This is a genomic window from Propionivibrio sp., assembly GCF_016790145.1.
Taxonomy (GTDB): Bacteria; Pseudomonadota; Gammaproteobacteria; order Burkholderiales; family Rhodocyclaceae; genus Propionivibrio.
Window position 1 is genome coordinate 1 of sequence record NZ_JAEUOI010000219.1, and the last position, 18734, is coordinate 18734.

General features: G+C 59.2%; 14 protein-coding genes. 4 read left to right on the top strand and 10 right to left on the bottom strand.

Features of this window, described 5'->3' with window-relative positions; translation table 11 throughout:
- Nucleotides 1–253 precede the first annotated feature (253 nt).
- The 9 genes from eno to fdxA all read right to left on the bottom strand — a co-directional run bounded on the left by eno (nt 254) and on the right by fdxA (nt 13939).
- Nucleotides 254–1684 carry a phosphopyruvate hydratase gene (eno, locus tag JNM42_RS17490; protein ID WP_294273233.1) on the bottom strand — a complete coding sequence of 477 codons (1431 nt, stop codon included), beginning with the start codon at nt 1682–1684 and terminating at the stop codon, nt 254–256.
- A gap of 164 nt (nt 1685–1848) precedes the next feature.
- A complete protein-coding gene (locus JNM42_RS17495) occupies nt 1849–2202 on the bottom strand; it encodes a DUF190 domain-containing protein (RefSeq protein ID WP_294273236.1) in 354 nt (117 codons plus the stop codon).
- A 31-nt stretch (nt 2203–2233) separates the two neighbouring features.
- On the bottom strand, nt 2234–2620 hold the full coding sequence (crcB, locus tag JNM42_RS17500; RefSeq protein ID WP_294273238.1) for a fluoride efflux transporter CrcB: 387 nt from the start codon (nt 2618–2620) through the stop codon (nt 2234–2236).
- Between the two features lie 178 nt (nt 2621–2798).
- Nucleotides 2799–4475, bottom strand: coding sequence for a long-chain-fatty-acid--CoA ligase FadD (gene fadD / locus JNM42_RS17505; RefSeq protein ID WP_294273240.1), 1677 nt, complete (start codon nt 4473–4475; stop codon nt 2799–2801).
- Nucleotides 4476–4631: 156 nt separating this feature from the next.
- Nucleotides 4632–7907: a UvrD-helicase domain-containing protein gene (locus tag JNM42_RS17510; RefSeq protein WP_294273243.1), complete on the bottom strand. Its 3276-nt coding sequence runs from the start codon at nt 7905–7907 to the stop codon at nt 4632–4634.
- 294 nt (nt 7908–8201) lie between these two features.
- Entirely contained in the window at nt 8202–9584 is a 1383-nt protein-coding gene (locus tag JNM42_RS17515) for a dicarboxylate/amino acid:cation symporter (protein WP_294273246.1), read from the bottom strand.
- Between the two features lie 134 nt (nt 9585–9718).
- Nucleotides 9719–10636, bottom strand: coding sequence for an amino acid ABC transporter substrate-binding protein (locus JNM42_RS17520; RefSeq protein ID WP_294273248.1), 918 nt, complete (start codon nt 10634–10636; stop codon nt 9719–9721).
- Nucleotides 10637–10788: 152 nt separating this feature from the next.
- Nucleotides 10789–13596, bottom strand: coding sequence for a PD-(D/E)XK nuclease family protein (locus tag JNM42_RS17525; protein ID WP_294273250.1), 2808 nt, complete (start codon nt 13594–13596; stop codon nt 10789–10791).
- Nucleotides 13597–13615: 19 nt separating this feature from the next.
- Complete coding sequence (fdxA, locus tag JNM42_RS17530) at nt 13616–13939, bottom strand: ferredoxin FdxA (protein WP_294273253.1); 324 nt, start codon at nt 13937–13939, stop codon at nt 13616–13618.
- A 159-nt stretch (nt 13940–14098) separates the two neighbouring features.
- On the opposite strand from fdxA, the gene trxA reads away from it, so the two are divergent.
- The 4 genes from trxA to JNM42_RS17550 all read left to right on the top strand — a co-directional run bounded on the left by trxA (nt 14099) and on the right by JNM42_RS17550 (nt 18064).
- Nucleotides 14099–14425 (top strand): thioredoxin TrxA, encoded by a 327-nt coding sequence (gene trxA / locus JNM42_RS17535; protein ID WP_294273256.1) that lies wholly within the window; start codon nt 14099–14101, stop codon nt 14423–14425.
- 212 nt (nt 14426–14637) lie between these two features.
- A complete protein-coding gene (gene rho, locus JNM42_RS17540) occupies nt 14638–15894 on the top strand; it encodes a transcription termination factor Rho (protein ID WP_294273258.1) in 1257 nt (418 codons plus the stop codon).
- A 147-nt stretch (nt 15895–16041) separates the two neighbouring features.
- Nucleotides 16042–16257, top strand: coding sequence for a 50S ribosomal protein L31 (gene rpmE / locus JNM42_RS17545; RefSeq protein ID WP_294273260.1), 216 nt, complete (start codon nt 16042–16044; stop codon nt 16255–16257).
- Between the two features lie 97 nt (nt 16258–16354).
- Nucleotides 16355–18064 (top strand): glycosyltransferase family 39 protein, encoded by a 1710-nt coding sequence (locus tag JNM42_RS17550; RefSeq protein ID WP_294273262.1) that lies wholly within the window; start codon nt 16355–16357, stop codon nt 18062–18064.
- A gap of 92 nt (nt 18065–18156) precedes the next feature.
- On the opposite strand, the gene orn is transcribed toward JNM42_RS17550, so the two are convergent.
- Nucleotides 18157–18702 carry an oligoribonuclease gene (orn, locus tag JNM42_RS17555; RefSeq protein WP_294273264.1) on the bottom strand — a complete coding sequence of 182 codons (546 nt, stop codon included), beginning with the start codon at nt 18700–18702 and terminating at the stop codon, nt 18157–18159.
- Nucleotides 18703–18734: the final 32 nt, after the last annotated feature.

An 18734-nucleotide genomic window follows, 5' to 3' on the forward strand; every position in this document is an offset into this window, starting at 1 on the left:
TCAAGCGACTGGCCGATGGCGGCAATGCTAATGCTCTCGTCATCGTCGACGAACTGGCACGGCGCGGCGTGACCATCAATCCGAATTCGGCGCAAGCCGGCGGCGCGGCAAAGTAGCTGGCCTGCGCTTCGGGTAACTCACCGTTGTCGCCCGCACGCATCCGGTACCGTGGCGCGCTGGCGGATGGCAATGTTCAAGGCAGATAAAAAAAGGCATCGCGAACGATGCCTTTTAGTCATGCTCTATGGCTTGATCAGAAGCCGGCACCCTTGATCGACTTGAGACCCTTGTAGATTCCCTTGCCAGCGAGTTGCTCTTCGATGCGCAGCAACTGGTTGTACTTGCAGATGCGGTCGGTACGCGACAGAGAACCGGTCTTGATCTGGCCGGCACCGGTACCGACGGCGAGGTCGGCGATAAAGGAGTCTTCCGTCTCACCGGAGCGGTGCGAGGATACCGCACTGTAGCCGGCCTTCTGCGCCATCTTGATGGCATCCAGCGTCTCGGTCACGGTACCGATCTGGTTGACCTTGATCAGGATCGAATTGCAGGCGCCCATGTCAATGCCCTTCTTCAGGCGCACCGGGTTGGTCACGAAGAAGTCGTCGCCAACGATCTGCACCTTCTTGCCAAGTGCCTGGGTGAATTTGACGTAGCCGTCCCAGTCACTCTGGTCGAGGCCGTCCTCGATGGAAACGATGGGGTACTTTTTGCACCACTCGGAATACTTGGCAATCATGTCGTCGGCGGTGTAGAGCTTGTCCGGGTCGGACTTCCAGAACTTGTAGCCCTTGCGATCGCCTTCGTCGAACAGTTCGGACGATGCACAGTCGAGGGCGATGCCGATTTGCTTGCCGGCCTTGTAACCGGCGGCTTCGATGGCCTGCATGATGACTTCCAGCGCTTCGTCGTTCGACAGGTTCGGCGCAAAACCGCCTTCATCACCTACCGCTGTAACGTGCCCGCCCTTCTTGAGGATGCCCTTCAGGGCGTGGAAAATTTCGGTGATCCATTGCAGGCCTTCGGAGAAGGTCTTGGCGCCGACCGGCATGATCATGAATTCCTGGAAGTCGATCAGGTTGTCGGCGTGCTTGCCGCCGTTGATGATGTTGGCCATCGGTGTCGGCAGCACGAATTCCTTGTTCTTGTGGATCTTGCCGATGTACTTCCAGAGCGGCATCTTGCTGACGTTGGCACCGCACAGCGTGATGGCCATCGAAGCACCGAGCAATGCGTTGGCGCCGAGCTTGGACTTGTTGGTGGTACCGTCGAGGGCGATCATTGCATCGTCAAGCTCGCGCTGGTTGAGCGGGTTCTTGCCCTTGAGCAGCGTAGCGATCGGGCCGTTGACGGCAGCAACGGCTTTGAGCACGCCCTTGCCGAGATAAACTTTCTTGTTGCCATCGCGCAGTTCGCAGGCTTCGAATTCGCCGGTCGACGCACCGGACGGAACGGCGGAACGCGCCATGAAACCATTGTCGAGGGTGATATCGACTTCGACGGTGGGGTTGCCGCGCGAGTCGAGAATCTGACGACCGACCACCTTGGTGATCTTGACGAATTTTGCAGGCGCTGCCTTTTTGGCGGGCGCGGCTTTCTTCACTGCAACAGCCTTCGCGGCAGGCGCAGCTTTTTTAGCGGGAGCAGCTTTCTTGGGGGTTGCAGCTTTTACGGCATTGGCCATGTTTGTCTCCATGTTGGAAGTTAAAAAAAAACTGTGACGCACCGACAGCAACGCGACTATACAACGGAATGACCCCTGATTTAACAGCGGGAAAGCGTAGAGGGCCGAATGAATGCAAAAAAAGTCGCAGCGCGCGCTCCCGATACTGCAGATTGCTCGGCACGCTAGTCGTCAGACGTCATGCTGATTGAATCAGCGGCATTCGGATTGATGATGCCAAAACGCGCCGGGATCAGGGTATAAAAGATGCGGATTTTTTCCTGATGAAGGTGGGCAAGCAGTTGCTTTGACTCTGCTTCATTGGCAATGAATTCGACCTCGATCGCGGTACTGCCAGCCAGCTCAAAAAAACGTTCTTCGTGCACGGCATGGTGGCTTCCGAAGCCCCCGATCGCGCGAAATGCGGAGCCACCGCGCATGCCCATTTTATTGGCCTGCTGAAGCAGCCATTCCCAAAGAAGAACGCCGTGATGGCTCTGCTTTTCGTCCACATAGAATCTCAGGAATTCGCCTTCCATGTTCGCCTCCATTATCCGACTGGTCTTTTCTTCAAGGTGTACTTTTCAACAGGTAGATGGTAGCGATGCCGGCAAAGGTCATCACCACCGACCCGACAACATGCGCGGCAACGGCGCCGAGCGCCCAAGAAATTCGGCCTTGCTGAAGCAGCGTGGTAATTTCTGCGGAAAACGTCGAGAAGGTAGTCAGTCCGCCGCAAAAGCCGGTGATGACCAGCAAGCGCCATTCCGGCGAAATCGCCGAAAAGGTGGCGAAGAAGGCGATGCCCAGTCCGACCACGTAGGCACCGATCAGATTGGCCGCCAGCGTGCCGGGAGGAATAGTCGGGAAGATACTGTTGAGCCGGGTGCCAAGCTGCCAGCGCAACAGGGCACCGAGTGTAGCGCCGATGGCAACGGCCAGAATTGATTTCCACATACTCTTGTCCTGAATCCGTCCAGACCTTGTTCAGGCAGGAGAAAGCACTTTAACTCCACTTACCCACAGAAGCTGTGAATAAGTCTGTGGATTTGCTGTGCGCAGGCCGAGAAAACCCTGAGCGGGTCAAGTCTGGAAGAGGCTGCCCAATAAACGGGCAGCACCCGCAGCGCGGGGCTCAGCCTTTGCTCGCCACTCCGTCGCGCAACTCGCGTCGCAGGATCTTGCCGACGTTGGATTTTGGCAAGTCAGTCCGGAATTCAACGTGGCTTGGTACCTTGTAACCGGTCAGGTGTTCGCGACAGTGCGCGATCAGTTGTGCCGCCGTCAGCGACTGATCCTTCTTGACGACAAAAATCTTTACCGCTTCGCCCGATTTTTCGTCCGGCACCCCAATCGAGGCGACCTCGAGAACCCCAGGGTGCATGGCGACGATTTCCTCGATTTCATTCGGATAAACATTGAAGCCGGAGACGAGAATCATATCCTTCTTGCGGTCTACAATACGCACGTAACCTTTTTCGTCCATCACCGCGATATCACCGGTTCGCAGGAATCCATCCGGCATGATGACCTTGGCCGTTTCTTCCGGTCGATTGTAGTAGCCCTTCATCACCTGCGGACCACGGATGCACAGTTCGCCGCGTTCGCCGAGCGGCACATCGGCGCCATTGTCATTGCGTATCGCCACCTCGGTCGACGAAATCGGCAGCCCGATGGCGCCGGTGTATTCAGGAATGTTCAGCGGGTTCATGGTCGCTGCCGGCGAGGTTTCGGTCAGACCGTAGGCTTCGATCAGCGGTTTGCCGGTAACGCGCTTCCAGTGTTCGGCCACCGCCCGCTGCACAGCCATGCCGCCACCCAGTGCAAGCTTCATTTTGCTGAAATCGAGCGCAATGAATTGATCATTGTTGAGCAGCGCATTGAACAGCGTGTTGACCCCGGTGATTACGGTAAATGGATATTTTGCAAGCTCGGCCGTAAACGCCGGGATGTCCCGCGGATTGGTAATCAACAGATTGCTGGCACCGATCCTGATGAAGGCAAAGCAGTTCGCTGTCAGCGCGAAGATATGGTACAGAGGCAATGCCGTGACAATAAGCTCGCCGCCCTCGACCACGGCCGGCTTGATCCAGGCGTAGGCCTGTGCCAGGTTGGCCAGAATGTTCCGGTGCGTCAGCATCGCGCCCTTGGAAAGCCCAGTAGTGCCACCGGTATATTGCAGAAAAGCAAGGTCCTCCTGCGTCACCTTGACCGGTTTGAAATCGCTGCCTGCACCCTTTGACAGCGCCTTGCCAAAGTCGACGTGGCTCGGCAGACTCCATGCCGGCACCATTTTCTTGACGTACTTGACGACGAAATTGACAATGCTGCCCTTCGGTACGCCGAGCATGTCGCCAAGCCGCGCCATGACGACATTCTTCACGGCGGTCTTGTCGATCACCTGTTCCAGCGTATGCGCAAAATTTTCCAGTATGACGATCGTTTCAGTGCCCGAGTCCTTGAGTTGATGCTCTAGTTCGCGCGGCGTGTACAGCGGATTGCAATTCACCACCGTGTAACCGGCACGCAAGGCGCCGAGCATGCAGATCGGATACTGCAGCACATTGGGCATCATGATCGCCACACGTGAGCCCTTCGGCAGTTTGAGGTTCGACTGCAGGTAGGCCGCAAAATCCCGCGACTGCTTGTCCAACACGCCATAGCTGATCTCGACACCCATATTGATGTAGGCGATGCGCTCGCGGTAAAGCGACACACTCTTCTCGAACATCTCACCGAGGGACTGGAACTCGCCCAGTTCAATCTCGGCAGGCACGCCCTCCTGGTAACTGTGCAGCCAGATCTTGTCCACTTGTTATCCTCCTGATTAACTTCATGAATCCGAAACTGCTCCGATTACCCTTGACAGCTTTCCAGCAACGGTAGCCAGGCCATTGAATTATTGAGATGCTATTCCATCCGGCTGGTTTATGGAAGTGCTGTGCTCGTGAATGTGATCCAGGGCAGGTCAGCACACTTCATGGAACGAGGCATCGGAAAAAATCAGTGCCCCGCGCACCTGGCTTCCGGGAAAGACGTCTGACACGGCCCGGCAATAGGCGGCGACCTGCGCCTGGTAGTCGGCAAGGCGCGCGCTGTCGCTTCCCGAACTCTTGTAATCGAGCACCCAGAAGGCAGAATCCAGCTCAACGAGGCGGTCGATGCGCTGCAATTCACCCTCGCCACTCGTTAATTCGACTTCGTTCCACGCCCGTCGATACTGCGCCGGGTCGAAGAAACGCTGCAAGTGCCCGGCGGCAAGCAGGCGTTCGGCCACTGGCAATACACGCCCGTACTCAACATCGTTATAGCCCAGTTCCTTCCACCAGCCTTGCGTTTCCTGCCCGCCGGTTCGCCGTTCGAGCAACGCATGCAGCAGAATTCCGAATCGTTCGGCGGCATCCGGCGGGCGACGGCGCTCGCCGACCGGCGGCAAGGGCGCGCTCAGCACAGACGCCGGGGACTGTGCTGCATCCGGCAGCACACTGCGGAGCATCGGCAAAGTGTCGCCATGGGCCAAACCCCCGCCCAGTCTGTCGAGCGCCGCTTCAAGCAGGCGATAGGGCGTGCCCCCCTGATCCCTGGCATTCTCGATACCGCTGGCGATGAATACCTGGCGCGCGCGCGTGATGGCGACGTAGAGCAGATTCAATTCCTCGCGCCGGGCTGTGGCACTCTCGGCGTCGAACAGCGGCTGCCGCGCCGCACCGTGATCCTCCTTGCGGCCGTAGAACGAAAAATGCCGTGGCGATGGCGCCTGCGCCGGCCAATCGACCAGCGCATCCCACGCTTCCAGCCCGCGCGGCGGTGAATTGGCGCCGAGCAACCAGACCACCGGGGCTTCCAGCCCCTTGGCGCCGTGGATGGTGAGAATGCGCACACGCCCGGCATCGACGCGCCGCGCTTCGATTACCCCCTCGTCCGGCGCATCGTCGACATCGGCGTCGCGCAGGTCACGCAACTCGTCGATGAAGCGCGGCAGGCTCGGATAGCGCCCGCCGTCGAGATCGAGCGCAAGCAGCAGCAGCGCACGCAGGTTGGCTTCGACACTGGCGCTGACGGCTTCCGGAACGGCCAGACGATAACGTTCGATGACTTCGCCCTGATGGAAAATCCGGTCAAGCAGATCGTGCGCCGGCAGTCGATCGGCCGCCTGCAGCCACTCGCCGAGCAGTCGCGCCGCACGCGCCAGGCACGGCGATGCACGACCCTCTCCCTCAGCGGCCAGCGCCACAAGCCGCTGCCACCATGAAGCCTCCTGACGTGATGCCATCAGCATCAAGTCTTCGTCGCAACAGGCAAAAACCGGCGAACGCAGTGCATGTGCGAGCTTCAGGTCGGCCACCGGCGTTACCAGAAATTCAAGCAGCGCTACCGTGTCGCGCACTTCAAGTGCCGCCAGCAAACCGCCGAGCGACCCGGCAGCAAAGGGAATGCCGGCGGCACTCAGCGCGCGCTCGTAACAGGCCAGGTTGGTTCGCGAACGGACCAGCAACATGATGTCGCCGTAGCGCAGCGGACGTTGTCCAGGTTGACCGTCCACCCATTTTTCTTCGATCTGCCAGACCCCCGCCATTTCGCCGATCTTCGTCGCCAGGCTCTCAGCCTCCTGCGTGAGACGTAAATCCTCTGGCTCAACATCGGGCTCGAACAAGGGATCGCGCAAGCCATCACGCTCCGGCACCTGCTCGTCCTCGGCCTTGGCGCACAGCGGCAGCAGTTCGACCCGTCCCGGCAGCGCGCCAACCAAAGAAGTCTGCTCACGGAAGGGTGCGAACTCCGAAACGCCGAGGAAGAGCGCGTTGATCACGTCGACAATCGGCTGCGCATTGCGTCGCGTGGCATCCTGTTCGCAGCGCAGCGCGCCGTACTCGCCTACCAGGAAATCGCTCGCCACCGAGAACAGCTTCGGCTCGGCGCGACGGAAGCGATAGATCGACTGCTTGGGGTCGCCAACCAGAAAAATGCCTGGGCGCGACGCATCCGAATAAGCCGCCAGCCAGGCCAGCAGGATCTGCCATTGCAGCGGGTTGGTATCCTGGAACTCGTCGAGCAGCACATGGCTGTAGCGCGCATCGAGACGTGCCTGCAGGAAAGCGGCAGTGTCCTCGTCGCGCAGCAGTTTGAGCACCTTCCACTCGGCGTCGACAAAGTCGATCTGCCGCCGCGCTTTCTTGAACTCGTCCACATGCGCGAGAAAAGCCTGGAACACGGCGCAGGCCTCCTGATTGAAAGCCACGATCCGCTCTTCGATCTGCCACGCCACATAGTCGGCGAGGGACTCACCCAACTGGACATGCAGGTCGAGGAAACGCAACGCGCCATCGACGCCGAAGCGCCTGTCGGCCGTTTTGCCCGGCTTGCGCTGGCGTAGCGTATTTGTCCCGGTCAGCAGCACACCGCGCAACAGTTCGAAGCAAACGGCCTGCCGTGGCTCAGACAGCGCAGCGCGCAGATTCCGCACCAGCGCCTGATCCCCTTGCAGTTCGCTCATTTCGAGGAAAGCGAGGTAAGCCTTGAAATCCGACGACCAGTCACCCGTAAAGAAATCTTTCAGCGCCCGGCCAGGCTCGCTGACGCCCAGTTGCTCACGCAGCGCGGCCATGACTCTATCCGCCGTAGCCGGCGAACCTTCGCCGAAAGCCAGCCATTCGCTGCGTCGATTCAGAGCACGTCGAATCAGGCGCCGCGTCGATTCAAGGCCAACCTCGTCTAGAAGCCGGACAAAGCTCTGCGTCAACGCGCTGTCCGGCGCCTTCTGCAAACTGGCGGCGAAAGTCTGCCAGAGTTCGTCAAACAGGCGCGAACCGGTTTCGACCAGCGTGGCCCCCGCCAGATTGGCCGACAGCGGTGCGGCATCGACGAGTTGCAAGAACCAGCCGTGAAAGGTATTGACCGCCAGCCCCGGCTGCGCCGCCAGAACACGTTCGTAGAGGCCGCGCGCAGTGCGTAACGCTTCCTGATCAGCCGCTACGCCACGCTCGGCAAGAAATTCGTTGAGTTGCGCTTCGCTGCCGGTCGCCAGCAGGTGCAGCCAGCCGACGACGCGTTCCTCGATCTCGCGCGCCGCCTTGCGCGTGAAGGTGATCGCCAGAATCTCGCCGGGCGCGACGCCAACCAGCAACAGACGCACGATGCGCGACGCCAGCAGCCAGGTCTTGCCGCTGCCGGCGCAGGCTTCGACAACGACACTACGCGCAGGATCGAGGGCGCGCAGGATCAGCGAATTGGTGGAGTCAGGCATGGGTTTTTGGAGTGATCGCCTGATTGATCATCGTTTATCGATTCTGGCTTGTTCAAGCGTAAAAAGCCTGGTTGAAAATACATGCCAGAATCGTAAGCCCTCACCCCGGCTTCGGCAAGTCGAATCAATGCCTTGCAGCAAGCCGGCGAGAGCCATTCCATTCGCCGCACAATCATCCCTGTTGTTCGAGGATCTGTCAGAGTAAAAGTTGGCTGGCGAGATACTTTCGTTTATACACCTGCTGCCGTGACCTTATCAGCGACCCGGAGTCGGCGTCTGACTGGCGTGCTGGCATCACGCGCTGATCGATTTGTGTGCGGCGGTGTTTGCTGCCGTCAGCCTTTCCTCTTCAGCAACCATGACGCCTTCGGGATCCTCGGCCTCCTCTTCGGTTTCGCGATCAAGAGTCTTTTGCATCTTGGTTTCGTCGAGCTGCCTGCACCACTTGCCGACGACCACAGTGGCGACACCATTGCCGATGAGGTTGGTGAGGGCACGCGCTTCGGACATGAAGCGGTCGATGCCAAGGATCAGAGCCAGTCCGGCGACCGGCACGTCACCGACTGCGGAGAGTGTGGCCGCGAGCACAATGAAGCCACTCCCGGTGACCCCGGCGGCACCCTTCGATGTCAGCAGAAGAACGCCGATGAGTGTTAGTTGATGCGTCAGATCAAGTGGCGTATTGGTGGCCTGGGCAATGAAGACCGCCGCCATCGTCAGGTAGATCGAAGTACCGTCCAGATTGAACGAGTAACCGGTCGGGATCACCAGTCCGGCCACCGACTTGTGCACACCCAGGTTTTCCATCTTGGCCATCATCCGCGGCAGCACCGACTCGGACGAGGAGGTGCCCAACACGATGAACAGTTCCTCCTTGATGTACTTGATGAATTTCCAGATGCTGAAACCGTGCACTTTCGCGACTATTCCCAGGACCACGAATATGAAGAGCAGGCAGGTAGCGTAAAAACAGGCCATGAGTTTGCCCAGCGAGAGCAGCGAACCCAGACCATACTTGCCGATGGTGAAGGCCATTGCCCCAAAGGCGCCGATCGGCGCCACGCGCATGATGTAGCCGACGATCTGGAAGAGGACATGGGATACCTTGTCTACCATGTTGAAGACCAGTTTTCCCTTCTCCCCGACGGCGTGCAGTGCAAAACCGAAGAAGATGGCAAAAAGCAGTACCTGGAGAATTTCACCCCTGGCGAAAGCGTCAACGACGGTGTTGGGAATGATGTCCAACAGGAAATCGATGGTGCTCTTCATCTTGCCCGGACCGGTGTAAGCGACAATCGCCTTGGTGTCCAGGGTGGTGGGGTCGACGTTCATGCCGACGCCTGGCTGGGCGATATTCACGATCAGCAGCCCGATGATCAGTGCGAGGGTGCTCATGATCTCAAAGTAGAGCATCGCCAGGCCTCCGGTCTTGCCGACCGCCTTCATGTCTTCCATGCCGGCGATACCCACAACCACCGTGCAGAAGATGATGGGAGCGATAATCATCTTGATGAGCTTGATGAACCCATCGCCCAGAGGCTTCATCTTGGCGCCCATCTCCGGATAGAAGTGACCCAGCAAAACCCCGATGACGATTGCCGTTATGACCTGGAAGTAAAGCGTCCGATAGAACTTCTTGTGACCCGCCGGGGCCGCCCCTTGTGCCGTCTGTGCCATTGTCTACTCCTCCTGTATGTCTGCGTTCAAGCCCCGCTGCCCGGGGTCTCGTCATGCCAAGTCAGAACCGAATCCAGTTCCCGTCTTGATGCGGGTGGCTGGCCTTGAAAAAACGCTGTTGCTGTATCGGGCGGTCAATCGCCCTGTAATCCCTGGACCTTGAACAGCTCCTCCATGTGAGGACTCATCGGCATATTGAGGCGAACGCCCGAAGGCAAGGGGCCGATAAACCACTTGTGATAGATTGCGCTTATCGTGCGAGTGCCGGAGAGTTTCGTGAACGTGCGTTCGACGACTTCGGCGAACTGTGGATCGTCCTTGCGGAACATGAGCGCATAATCGGCGTAGGTCAGGAAGTCGCCGACCACGCGATACTGCTTGTTGGTTCGGGTTTCAGCAATCATGCCGTAGAGCTGTACATCGTCGTTGGCAAAGGCATCGGCCTTGCCGGAGGCCAGAATTCCGAACGACTCGTCGTGATCCGCTCCGCTGACGAAGGTGATTGCCAGCTTCTGCCTTTCAGCGAGTTTCGGCATCCATTCGGCATGGACTGTGCCGCGCGTGAAGACCACGGTCTTGCCCTGCAAGTCGCGCAAGGACCGGACCTTGCTGGGCTGGCGGACGAGCAGCTTGATTCCGGTCACGAAAATGGTGGGCGAGAAGGCAACCCGCTTGCGACGTTCAAAAGTGTTCGTCGTTGAACCGCACTCCAGGTCTACCGTTCCCGAGGTCACCAGATCAAGACGGTTCTCGGGAGTAACCGGCAAATACTCGACGCGGATTTCCTTGTTGAGTTCGTCGGCGATTTCTTCGACGACGGCGTTGCAGAGATCGAGAGAGTAACCGACCGGTTTACCTTTGAGATCAAGGAATGCGAATGGCGGTGAGTTTTCGCGATGCCCGATGCGGATGATCCCGCTATCCTTGATCTTCTTCAGCGTGCCTGTGTACTGCGTCGGGAACAGTTGCTTGATATCCAGCGCCGAGGCATCTGCTGTAACGGACAGCCACATGGCGCAGACAAGGGTTGCCAGAAACCCGTTTTTCAGCATTTAAATCCTCCCTCGAAGGAAGAAAAAGACTCTCATTGGCTCTGGATTCACAGCCTCGCCAACCCATGCGCGTTCTGAAGTCTAGCATGCTGACGGCTTGTTGCAAGTTGGATTTCGCCCATGCGGGTTTCGTCCGTTGCCGGAGCGGGAATTCAGACATAGGCTTTTCGGCACAAACCGCTCATCTCGCACCACTGACAGACGCTGTCGACGCCATGTGCCGGCAGTTTCGCCCCGGCGCGCATCGAGGCGAAGACCGACTGCAAGCGCTGGCCCTGATCTTGTGCCGCGGCCAACAAAGCGCCTTCCTCGTCTCCCGCTGCTACCGCCGCAATACGTTCGTCATCGAGTGCGACATAGGCGGCTTGAACAGCATCGCCGTGTAAAAGTGCGTAGGCCGGAAGTTGTACGTCGTCCCTGAGCCGCTCGCGGATAACCCTGGCCGTCTGCGTCTTGTAATCGAGCAGCGAAGCGCCTTTCCCTGTTCCACTGGTGTAGTCGATACGGTCGATACGACCATAGAGCTCGACGCTTTCGCCAGCCTCCAGCGGCAGCACACGGCTGACCCGCGTTTCGGCCTGCGCCCAGCGCCAGCCAAGCGCTTCCTGCTCGCGCTGCCAGTCGAGATAGGCCGGCAGCCGCTTTTCCCAGCGCAGACGCCAACCCGTCGCCAGAAAATTATCCGCGATAGCCGGCGCGAAGACTTCGGCAACACAATCCTGCAAGGCTGCCAGCGCCTCGTCTTCGGCAAGTTCCGAGAGCACCGGATGGCGTTCGTGGAAGCGCTCCAGCACACGATGCACAAGCGCGCCGTAGTCGCTCTTGTCCATTTCCTCGCTGACCTCGTCCATTTCGCCCAGCCCGAGCACATGGCGGGCGAAAAAGCGGTACGGGCAGGCAACCAGGCTGGCATAGCCGCTGACCGAGACACGATGCGGGACCAGCGCCGGCGGCGCGACGGGCGCCGCCGGCACGGTGGCGGGCGGCGCCGTCGCGTCCTCGGGGATCGATTCCCTGCGCGCCGGCAGTGGGGGTCTGATCAGGTCGTCGTGCCAGGCCAGTTGATGCAGGGTCGAGAGCAGAGCCAGTTCTGGTGCCAGCAGATTGGCCTCGCCCTCGTGTTCGGACTGCCAGGTCACGGTTATGCGCGGCACCGTCGCCAGCAGCAATTCGAGATCGCGGCGCAGTTCTCGCTCGGCATCTTCGCGTGTCCGCAGGCCGAGCTCCCGACGCACCGACTGATTGAAGTATGCGCCATCGGCGGCGGGTGCCAGTTGGCGCGCATCGCCGCCAAGCAGCAAGGCGGCTTCGAAGCCGCGCTGTCCGACAGCGCTGAGTGGCGTCAGAACGATGGGGCTGCTGATACTGCTGTCGCGGAAATTGGCGGCTTCCAGTTCGCGGTTGAGCCAGTCGCGCCAGGCCGTAAAGCTGAACAGCGCCGCGCTGCCGTCCAGTTCGACGCGGCGCGCTTCGAGCAGGTCGAGCAGCACCTTGCCAGCAGCGTCCTGCTGCAAGGGTTCGAGCGCGCCCAGCACGGCGAGCGCCTGGTGCAGACGCTTGATCCAGCGCGCCAGAGGCGCCGGTTGCGAGCGAAAAAGTATGCTGATGGCTTCTAGTATCCGGTCGAGCAGGGCCAGCCCAAGGTCTTTCGCTCCATCATTGTCGGCTTCAAGCAAACAGCGCCGGATACGCGGCAGACCGGACTTGACCGAGGACGAACGAAGCGCCGATTCAAGCGTGAACACCGCCGCCTTGCGCGCGTCTTCCTCGCAATCGGAAAAAAAGTAGGGCGATTTGCACAGGTCAAGCAAATCGCGATAGTACGCACCGCCCGCAGCCGTTTCGATGAGTGCATCGACGTCCGCCGCCGCGCGCGAGGTGGATAGCTTCCAGCCGCTTTCATCGCTGACCAGAATGTCCTCACGTTCAAGCAGCGCGCGAACGCGCCGAGCCGTCAGACGGTCCTGGGTAATCAGCACGATACGGATCAGCCCGACGCTCAGCCATTCGCCGATTTGCGCCACGGCGGCCTGCGCCTCCTGCTCCCGGCCAGTCGCCGGAACGAGTTGCAGGCGTCCGGCAAGCGGACTTTGCGGGTGCTGCAGCGCCAGGCCGGCGGCACGTTCGAACAGCGGGGGCATTGGGGAATGCGGCACCACTGTGGCCTCCGGCCACGCCGCTGCCAGGGTGGTCATCAGCGGTGAGGTGCGGGCAGAACGCGGCGCAGGATGGAACAGCGACAAGCCCTGCGCGCGCGCATAGCGCAGCAGAAATGCGTTTTCGGCAGGAGACAGCGATTCTTCCGGCGCGGCATCCAGCAGCATCAGCAGGGGGCAGGACGGCGCATCCTCGCGCTCGGCCAGACGGGCCATTGCGGCCAGACGAAGCCGGTAAACCGCCGCTGAATCGGCCTGCCCGCAGGCGGCAAGCGCACGCCAGGACTCATGCACGACGCGCGCCTCGAAGGCCAGCGGAAGCGAAGCTCGCAACGCATAGGCCGCTTGCAGTTGACAGGCCAGCGCCGTTTCGTCAACGGCCAGCGAAATGACGTCACCCGTCGCCGATGTCGTCAACTCGTCGAAAAGCCCGGCCATCTCCGCGGCGATACCCCACAGCGCCGCTTCGTCGAACCAGCCGCGCTGGCGCAGGGCTTCATGCAGCAGAACGAGTCGTTCGCTGTCTGCCAGCGGCTTTTGCATTGTGCCGTCGGTGACAGAATGAACCCAGTGCCGCAGCGTATCAAAGCGTGGCAGCAGCAGCGGTCGGGGTGCCACGCGCCGTAGCGCATTACGCAACTCGGCAGCGATCGGGAACGCCGGAACGAGGATGAGCACCGACGACAGATCGCCGGTGGCGAGCACTCTGCTGCAACGCTCGAGCATGGCGCTCGCCAATGCATCGAAGAAACCCTCACCCGCCGGCAAGGCTGTCGATGTCAGCCCGTCAGCGGTCAGCAGCATGGGCAGGCCGGGAAGCGGATCAGCGCTCGAGGTGTTCGAGTTTGTCCGGCGTACCGTTCCACGCATCGGCGTCGGCCGGCGGCTCCCGACGCTCGGTAATCACCGGCCAAATCTTTGCCAGTTCGGCATTCAACTCGATGAACCTGCGCTGTTGGTCCGGCACATCATCCTCGGCGAAGATGGCTTCCGCCGGGCATTCGGCCACGCACAGCGTACAATCGATGCACTCGTCCGGGTCGATGGTCAGGAAGTTGGGCCCTTCGTGAAAGCAGTCGACGGGGCAAACGTCCACGCAATCGGTGTATTTGCATTTGATGCAGTTCTCGGTAACAACGTAAGTCATATTTCGCGCTTTTCAAAGTTAACAGGCCAAACTATATCGTATTTGCTTGCTCGCTTCCCATGTGGGTTTTTTTTCGCTAGGATAGCCCCCATCTGCCGAGTTTCATCTCTTCAGGCATCAAAATTTCCCCCCAACCCTGTTTCCCCAAGAGGCTTTACGATGAGCGAACACATTCATTATGTCACCGACGATTCCTTTGCCGCCGAGGTTCTGCAATCGAAGCAACCCGTTCTGGTCGATTACTGGGCCGAATGGTGCGGCCCATGCAAAATGATTGCACCGATTCTCGACGAGATCGCCAATGACTATGCCGGTCGCCTGAAAGTCGCCAAACTGAACATCGACGACAACCAGTCGACCCCCGCCAGTTTCGGTGTGCGTGGCATTCCTACGCTGATGCTGTTCAAGAACGGCAACGTCGAAGCGACCAAGGTCGGCGCGCTATCCAAATCGCAACTCAGCACTTTTATTGACAGCCATCTGTAAAGTCGATAACCTCCGCCTGAAGGTTCAAACGATGCGGCACCTGAAAACAGCAAAACAAGGCCCGCACAGAACTTTCAGGCGAAATCCCCTGTAGTAGCCCAGTTGTAAGCCAGCAGCAAAATTCCCGGCAGTACCCAAGCCCCCTCGCCGCACGCGTGTCATTCTCGACAACGCCCAACGCATCTCCTCCCATTACTTCTTCATATCCGCTCATGCACCTATCCGAACTCAAAGCCCTACATGTAAGCCAGTTGCTCGACATGGCTGTCACCAATGATATCGAGGGCGCCAATCGACTGCGCAAGCATGAACTGATCTTCGCCCTGCTCAAGAATCAGGCCAAAAAGGGAGAAACCATTTTTGGCGATGGCACCATGGAGACGCTGCCGGACGGTTTCGGTTTCCTGCGCTCACCCGACACGTCTTACCTGGCCAGCACCGACGATATATATGTCAGCCCGAGCCAGATTCGCCGTTTCAACCTGCATACGGGCGATACCGTCGAGGGTGAAATTCGCACCCCGAAGGAAGGCGAACGCTATTTCGCGCTGGTCAAGGTCGACAAGATCAACGGCGAGGCTCCGGAAGCGTCGAAGAACAAGATCCTCTTCGAAAACCTGACGCCGCTGCACCCCACTGAACACATGAAACTCGAACGCGACATTCGCGGCGAGGAAAACACCACCAGCCGCATCATCGACATCATTGCGCCAATCGGCAAAGGCCAGCGCGGCCTGCTGGTTTCCAGCCCGAAAAGCGGCAAGACGGTGATGATGCAGCACATCGCGCACGCCATTACGAGCAATCACCCCGACGTGACGGTCATCGTCCTGCTGATCGACGAACGCCCGGAAGAAGTGACCGAAATGACGCGCTCGGTGAAGGGTGAAGTGGTTGCTTCAACCTTTGACGAACCCGCCACCCGCCACGTTCAGGTCGCCGAAATGGTTATCGAAAAGGCCAAGCGCCTGGTCGAACATAAAAAGGATGTGGTCATCCTGCTCGACTCGATCACCCGTCTGGCGCGCGCCTACAACACCGTGCAGCCGGCTTCAGGCAAGGTACTGACCGGCGGTGTCGACGCCAACGCGCTACAGAAGCCGAAGCGCTTCTTCGGTGCGGCACGCAATATCGAGGAAGGCGGCTCACTGACCATCATCGCCACCGCTCTGATCGACACCGGCAGTCGCATGGACGACGTCATCTACGAAGAATTCAAGGGTACCGGCAACCTCGAGATCCACCTTGATCGACGCATGGCCGAAAAGCGCGTTTACCCGGCGATCAACGTCAACCGTTCCGGCACCCGTCGCGAAGAGCTGCTGCTCATGCCCGATGTCCTGCAAAAGATGTGGATACTGCGTAAACTGCTCTACAACATGGACGATCTCGAAGCGATGGAATTCCTGCTCGACAAGATCAAGGCCACGAAAAACAACGGGGAATTTTTCGACTCGATGCGCCGTTGATCCTGCTCGATCCCAAGCAGGATCCCAAGCAGGATTGCTAATTCCCAAAGAATCAAGGATAATTGCGCGTTTTCCGGAGCCGGTCACCGAAGTAACGTACGTTTACATCGAATCGGCTAGATCCAGACTTACAGGAATATCCAAAAAATGAAACCCGATATCCACCCCGCTTACCAGGAAATAGAAGTCACCTGCTCCTGCGGCAGCGTGTTCAAGACCCAGTCAACGATGAAGAAAGCGCTTCACGTTGAAGTGTGCTCTTCCTGCCATCCGTTCTACACCGGCAAACAGAAGATCATCGATACCGCCGGTCGCGTCGAGAAGTTCAACAGGAAGTACGGGGCGATGCACAAGCCGGCCTGATTCAGATAACGAGTTCACGCGGACTCAGCGAAAGGCAGCCGCAGGGCTGCCTTTTTCATTTACTCAACAGCCCTCCTCCATCGACTACCGCCCGGCCATGCCATTTATCCCGGAACAACCGCGCTTCAAGGGGATTTCGCTGCCACCCAGCGGCTGGGTGCTGGCCGTATTGCTGGTGGTCTACATCTTTACCGGCCTCATCGGTCATGACCCGTGGAAGCACGACGATGCGATATCGATCGGCATCGCCTACGACTTGGTGAGCAACGGCAACTGGCTGATGCCGCAACTTGCCGGACAGCCTTACCCGGACGCTCCGCTCTACTACTGGGCAGCAGCGATCACGGCCCACCTCTTTTCGTGGCTCCTGCCAGTGCATGACGCCGCGCGCCTGGCCAGCGGCCTCTTCACCTTGCTCGCGCTGGCCTTCATCCTGCTTGCCGCTCGCGAACTGCATGGCCGCGAGCATGCGGCTGCCGGGCCACTGATCCTTGCCGGAAGCATCGGCTTCCTGTTTCACGCGCACGAAGCGCAACCCATGCTGGCCGCATTGACGGCAAATACCGCCGCTTTCTGGGCACTGACACTGCTGCCACGTCGCCCCGGTTTTGCAGCCATGGTATTTGGCACGGCTTTCGCCATCGCCTTCCTGGCCAACGGATTGCTCCCCGTTCTGACTTTGCTGCCGGTTACCGCTTTTTCCTTGTGGCAATCTGAGGACAGGAAAAAAAGCCTGAAGCTTCTGGCCTGGGCCATGGCCCTGGCGCTTTTGCTTTCCGGATTGTGGTTGCTCCCCTTGTACCTGGCTTCTCCGGAGTATCTCAAGACATTTTTTCAGCGCGAACTGGCGGCCATGACCAAGCAGGTACCGGCCTTTTCCAACACCCTGCGTTACCTGAGCCTCCTGCTCTGGTACGCCTGGCCTGCGCTACCGCTGGCGGCCTGGGCGTTATGGTCAAAACGACGTCTTCTGCGCAGCACACCGCTGGCACTTCCCATTTTCTCGTTTGTGTCAGTCCTGCTCATTCTTGGCCTGAGTACCGAGTTGCGCAGTGCAGCGGCTTTACTGCTTCTGCCGCCACTGGTCCTGCTGGCCGTTCCCGGCGTAAGCTCATTGCGGCGCGGCGCGGCAAACTCCTTTGACTGGTTTGGCATGATGCTCTTTACCTTTCTCGCAGCAGTCGTCTGGATCGTCTGGTACGCCATGGTGTACGGCTGGCCTGAGCGACTGGCACGCCAGGCAGTGCGACTGGAACCCGGCTTCGTTGGCCACTTCAGTCTGCTTGCCTTTGTCTTCTCGATACTGGCCACGGTTATCTGGTGCTGGCTGATCGTCACCAGCCCGCGCTCGCCGATGCGCGGCATCATGCACTGGATGTCCGGTCTAACACTGTTCTGGCTGCTAATCGCTACACTGTGGATGCCCTGGATTGACTACGGCAAAAGCTACCGTCCGCTCTCTGCCTCACTGGCCAGAACGCTGCCGGCCAAAACCTACTGTGTGGCCAATGCCAACTTGCCCGATTCCATTCTTGCTTCTCTGGATTACTTTGACCGGATTCGTACCGTTCCCTTGAAGAGCACCGCCGGCAAAGCGTGCAACTGGTTGCTGATACAAGGCGAGACACGCGACCCCGCAGCGCTTTCTGCGGCCGGATGGCGTAAGGTCTGGGAAGGAAAACGAGCGGGCGACCGACGCGATAGCGACACCTTTCACCTTTTCCGGCGCGACGCCAAGGCCAACAAGGCGACTACCCTGCCTGACCTTCTCGTTGTTCCTCCCGAAGCCGGCACCTCGCGCCCCTGACTTTCTGCTGTGTGCATGGCAAAACGATCCGGATGCCCTCTGCGATCCCGGCATCGCAAGCGCTTGCCACCCGGTTTTACAGGTTTGCCTCGTTACAGCTTGATAAAGTGCTCGCGGTAATACTTCAGTTCTTCGATTGATTCACGAATATCAGCCAGCGCTGTGTGATCGGCTTTCTTGACGAAACCCTTGGCAAGGTCGGGCTTCCAGCGCCGGCAAAGTTCCTTGAGGGTACTGACGTCGAGATTCCGGTAGTGGAACCACTCCTCCAGTTTAGGCATATAGCGCAGCATGAAGCGGCGATCCTGTCCAATTGAATTGCCGCACATCGGGCTCGCCTGCCTGGGAACGTAATCCTGAATGAAAGCCAGTGCTGCCGCCTCAACCATCGCCTCGTCAACGGCCGAGGCCCTGACTTTTTCGATCAATCCCGAGCGGCCATGCGTTTTTTTGTTCCATTCGTCCATCGCGTCAAGCTCGGCTTCGGATTGATGAACGACCCACACCGGCGATTCGGCGATGGTCACCAAATCGTTGTTGGTTACGATCATCGCCAGTTCGATGATGCGCTCGCGCTCGGGATCGAGGCCGGTCATTTCCATGTCCAGCCAAATGAGATGATTCGCGTCCTGTGCCATATAATCTGTCCACTCTGTTCAATCCCTTATTC

What these genes read in the sequence shown, in the direction of transcription:
- JNM42_RS17515 (WP_294273246.1), bottom strand. Translation starts at nt 9,584, where the DNA reads ATGGCACAGACGGCACAAGGGGCGGCCCCGGCGGGTCACAAGAAGTTC.
- JNM42_RS17495 (WP_294273236.1), bottom strand. Translation starts at nt 2,202, where the DNA reads ATGGAAGGCGAATTCCTGAGATTCTATGTGGACGAAAAGCAGAGCCAT.
- crcB (WP_294273238.1), bottom strand. Translation starts at nt 2,620, where the DNA reads ATGTGGAAATCAATTCTGGCCGTTGCCATCGGCGCTACACTCGGTGCC.
- JNM42_RS17510 (WP_294273243.1), bottom strand. Translation starts at nt 7,907, where the DNA reads ATGCCTGACTCCACCAATTCGCTGATCCTGCGCGCCCTCGATCCTGCG.
- trxA (WP_294273256.1), top strand. Translation starts at nt 14,099, where the DNA reads ATGAGCGAACACATTCATTATGTCACCGACGATTCCTTTGCCGCCGAG.
- rho (WP_294273258.1), top strand. Translation starts at nt 14,638, where the DNA reads ATGCACCTATCCGAACTCAAAGCCCTACATGTAAGCCAGTTGCTCGAC.
- JNM42_RS17520 (WP_294273248.1), bottom strand. Translation starts at nt 10,636, where the DNA reads ATGCTGAAAAACGGGTTTCTGGCAACCCTTGTCTGCGCCATGTGGCTG.
- rpmE (WP_294273260.1), top strand. Translation starts at nt 16,042, where the DNA reads ATGAAACCCGATATCCACCCCGCTTACCAGGAAATAGAAGTCACCTGC.
- orn (WP_294273264.1), bottom strand. Translation starts at nt 18,702, where the DNA reads ATGGCACAGGACGCGAATCATCTCATTTGGCTGGACATGGAAATGACC.
- JNM42_RS17550 (WP_294273262.1), top strand. Translation starts at nt 16,355, where the DNA reads ATGCCATTTATCCCGGAACAACCGCGCTTCAAGGGGATTTCGCTGCCA.
- fdxA (WP_294273253.1), bottom strand. Translation starts at nt 13,939, where the DNA reads ATGACTTACGTTGTTACCGAGAACTGCATCAAATGCAAATACACCGAT.
- eno (WP_294273233.1), bottom strand. Translation starts at nt 1,684, where the DNA reads ATGGCCAATGCCGTAAAAGCTGCAACCCCCAAGAAAGCTGCTCCCGCT.
- JNM42_RS17525 (WP_294273250.1), bottom strand. Translation starts at nt 13,596, where the DNA reads ATGCTGCTGACCGCTGACGGGCTGACATCGACAGCCTTGCCGGCGGGT.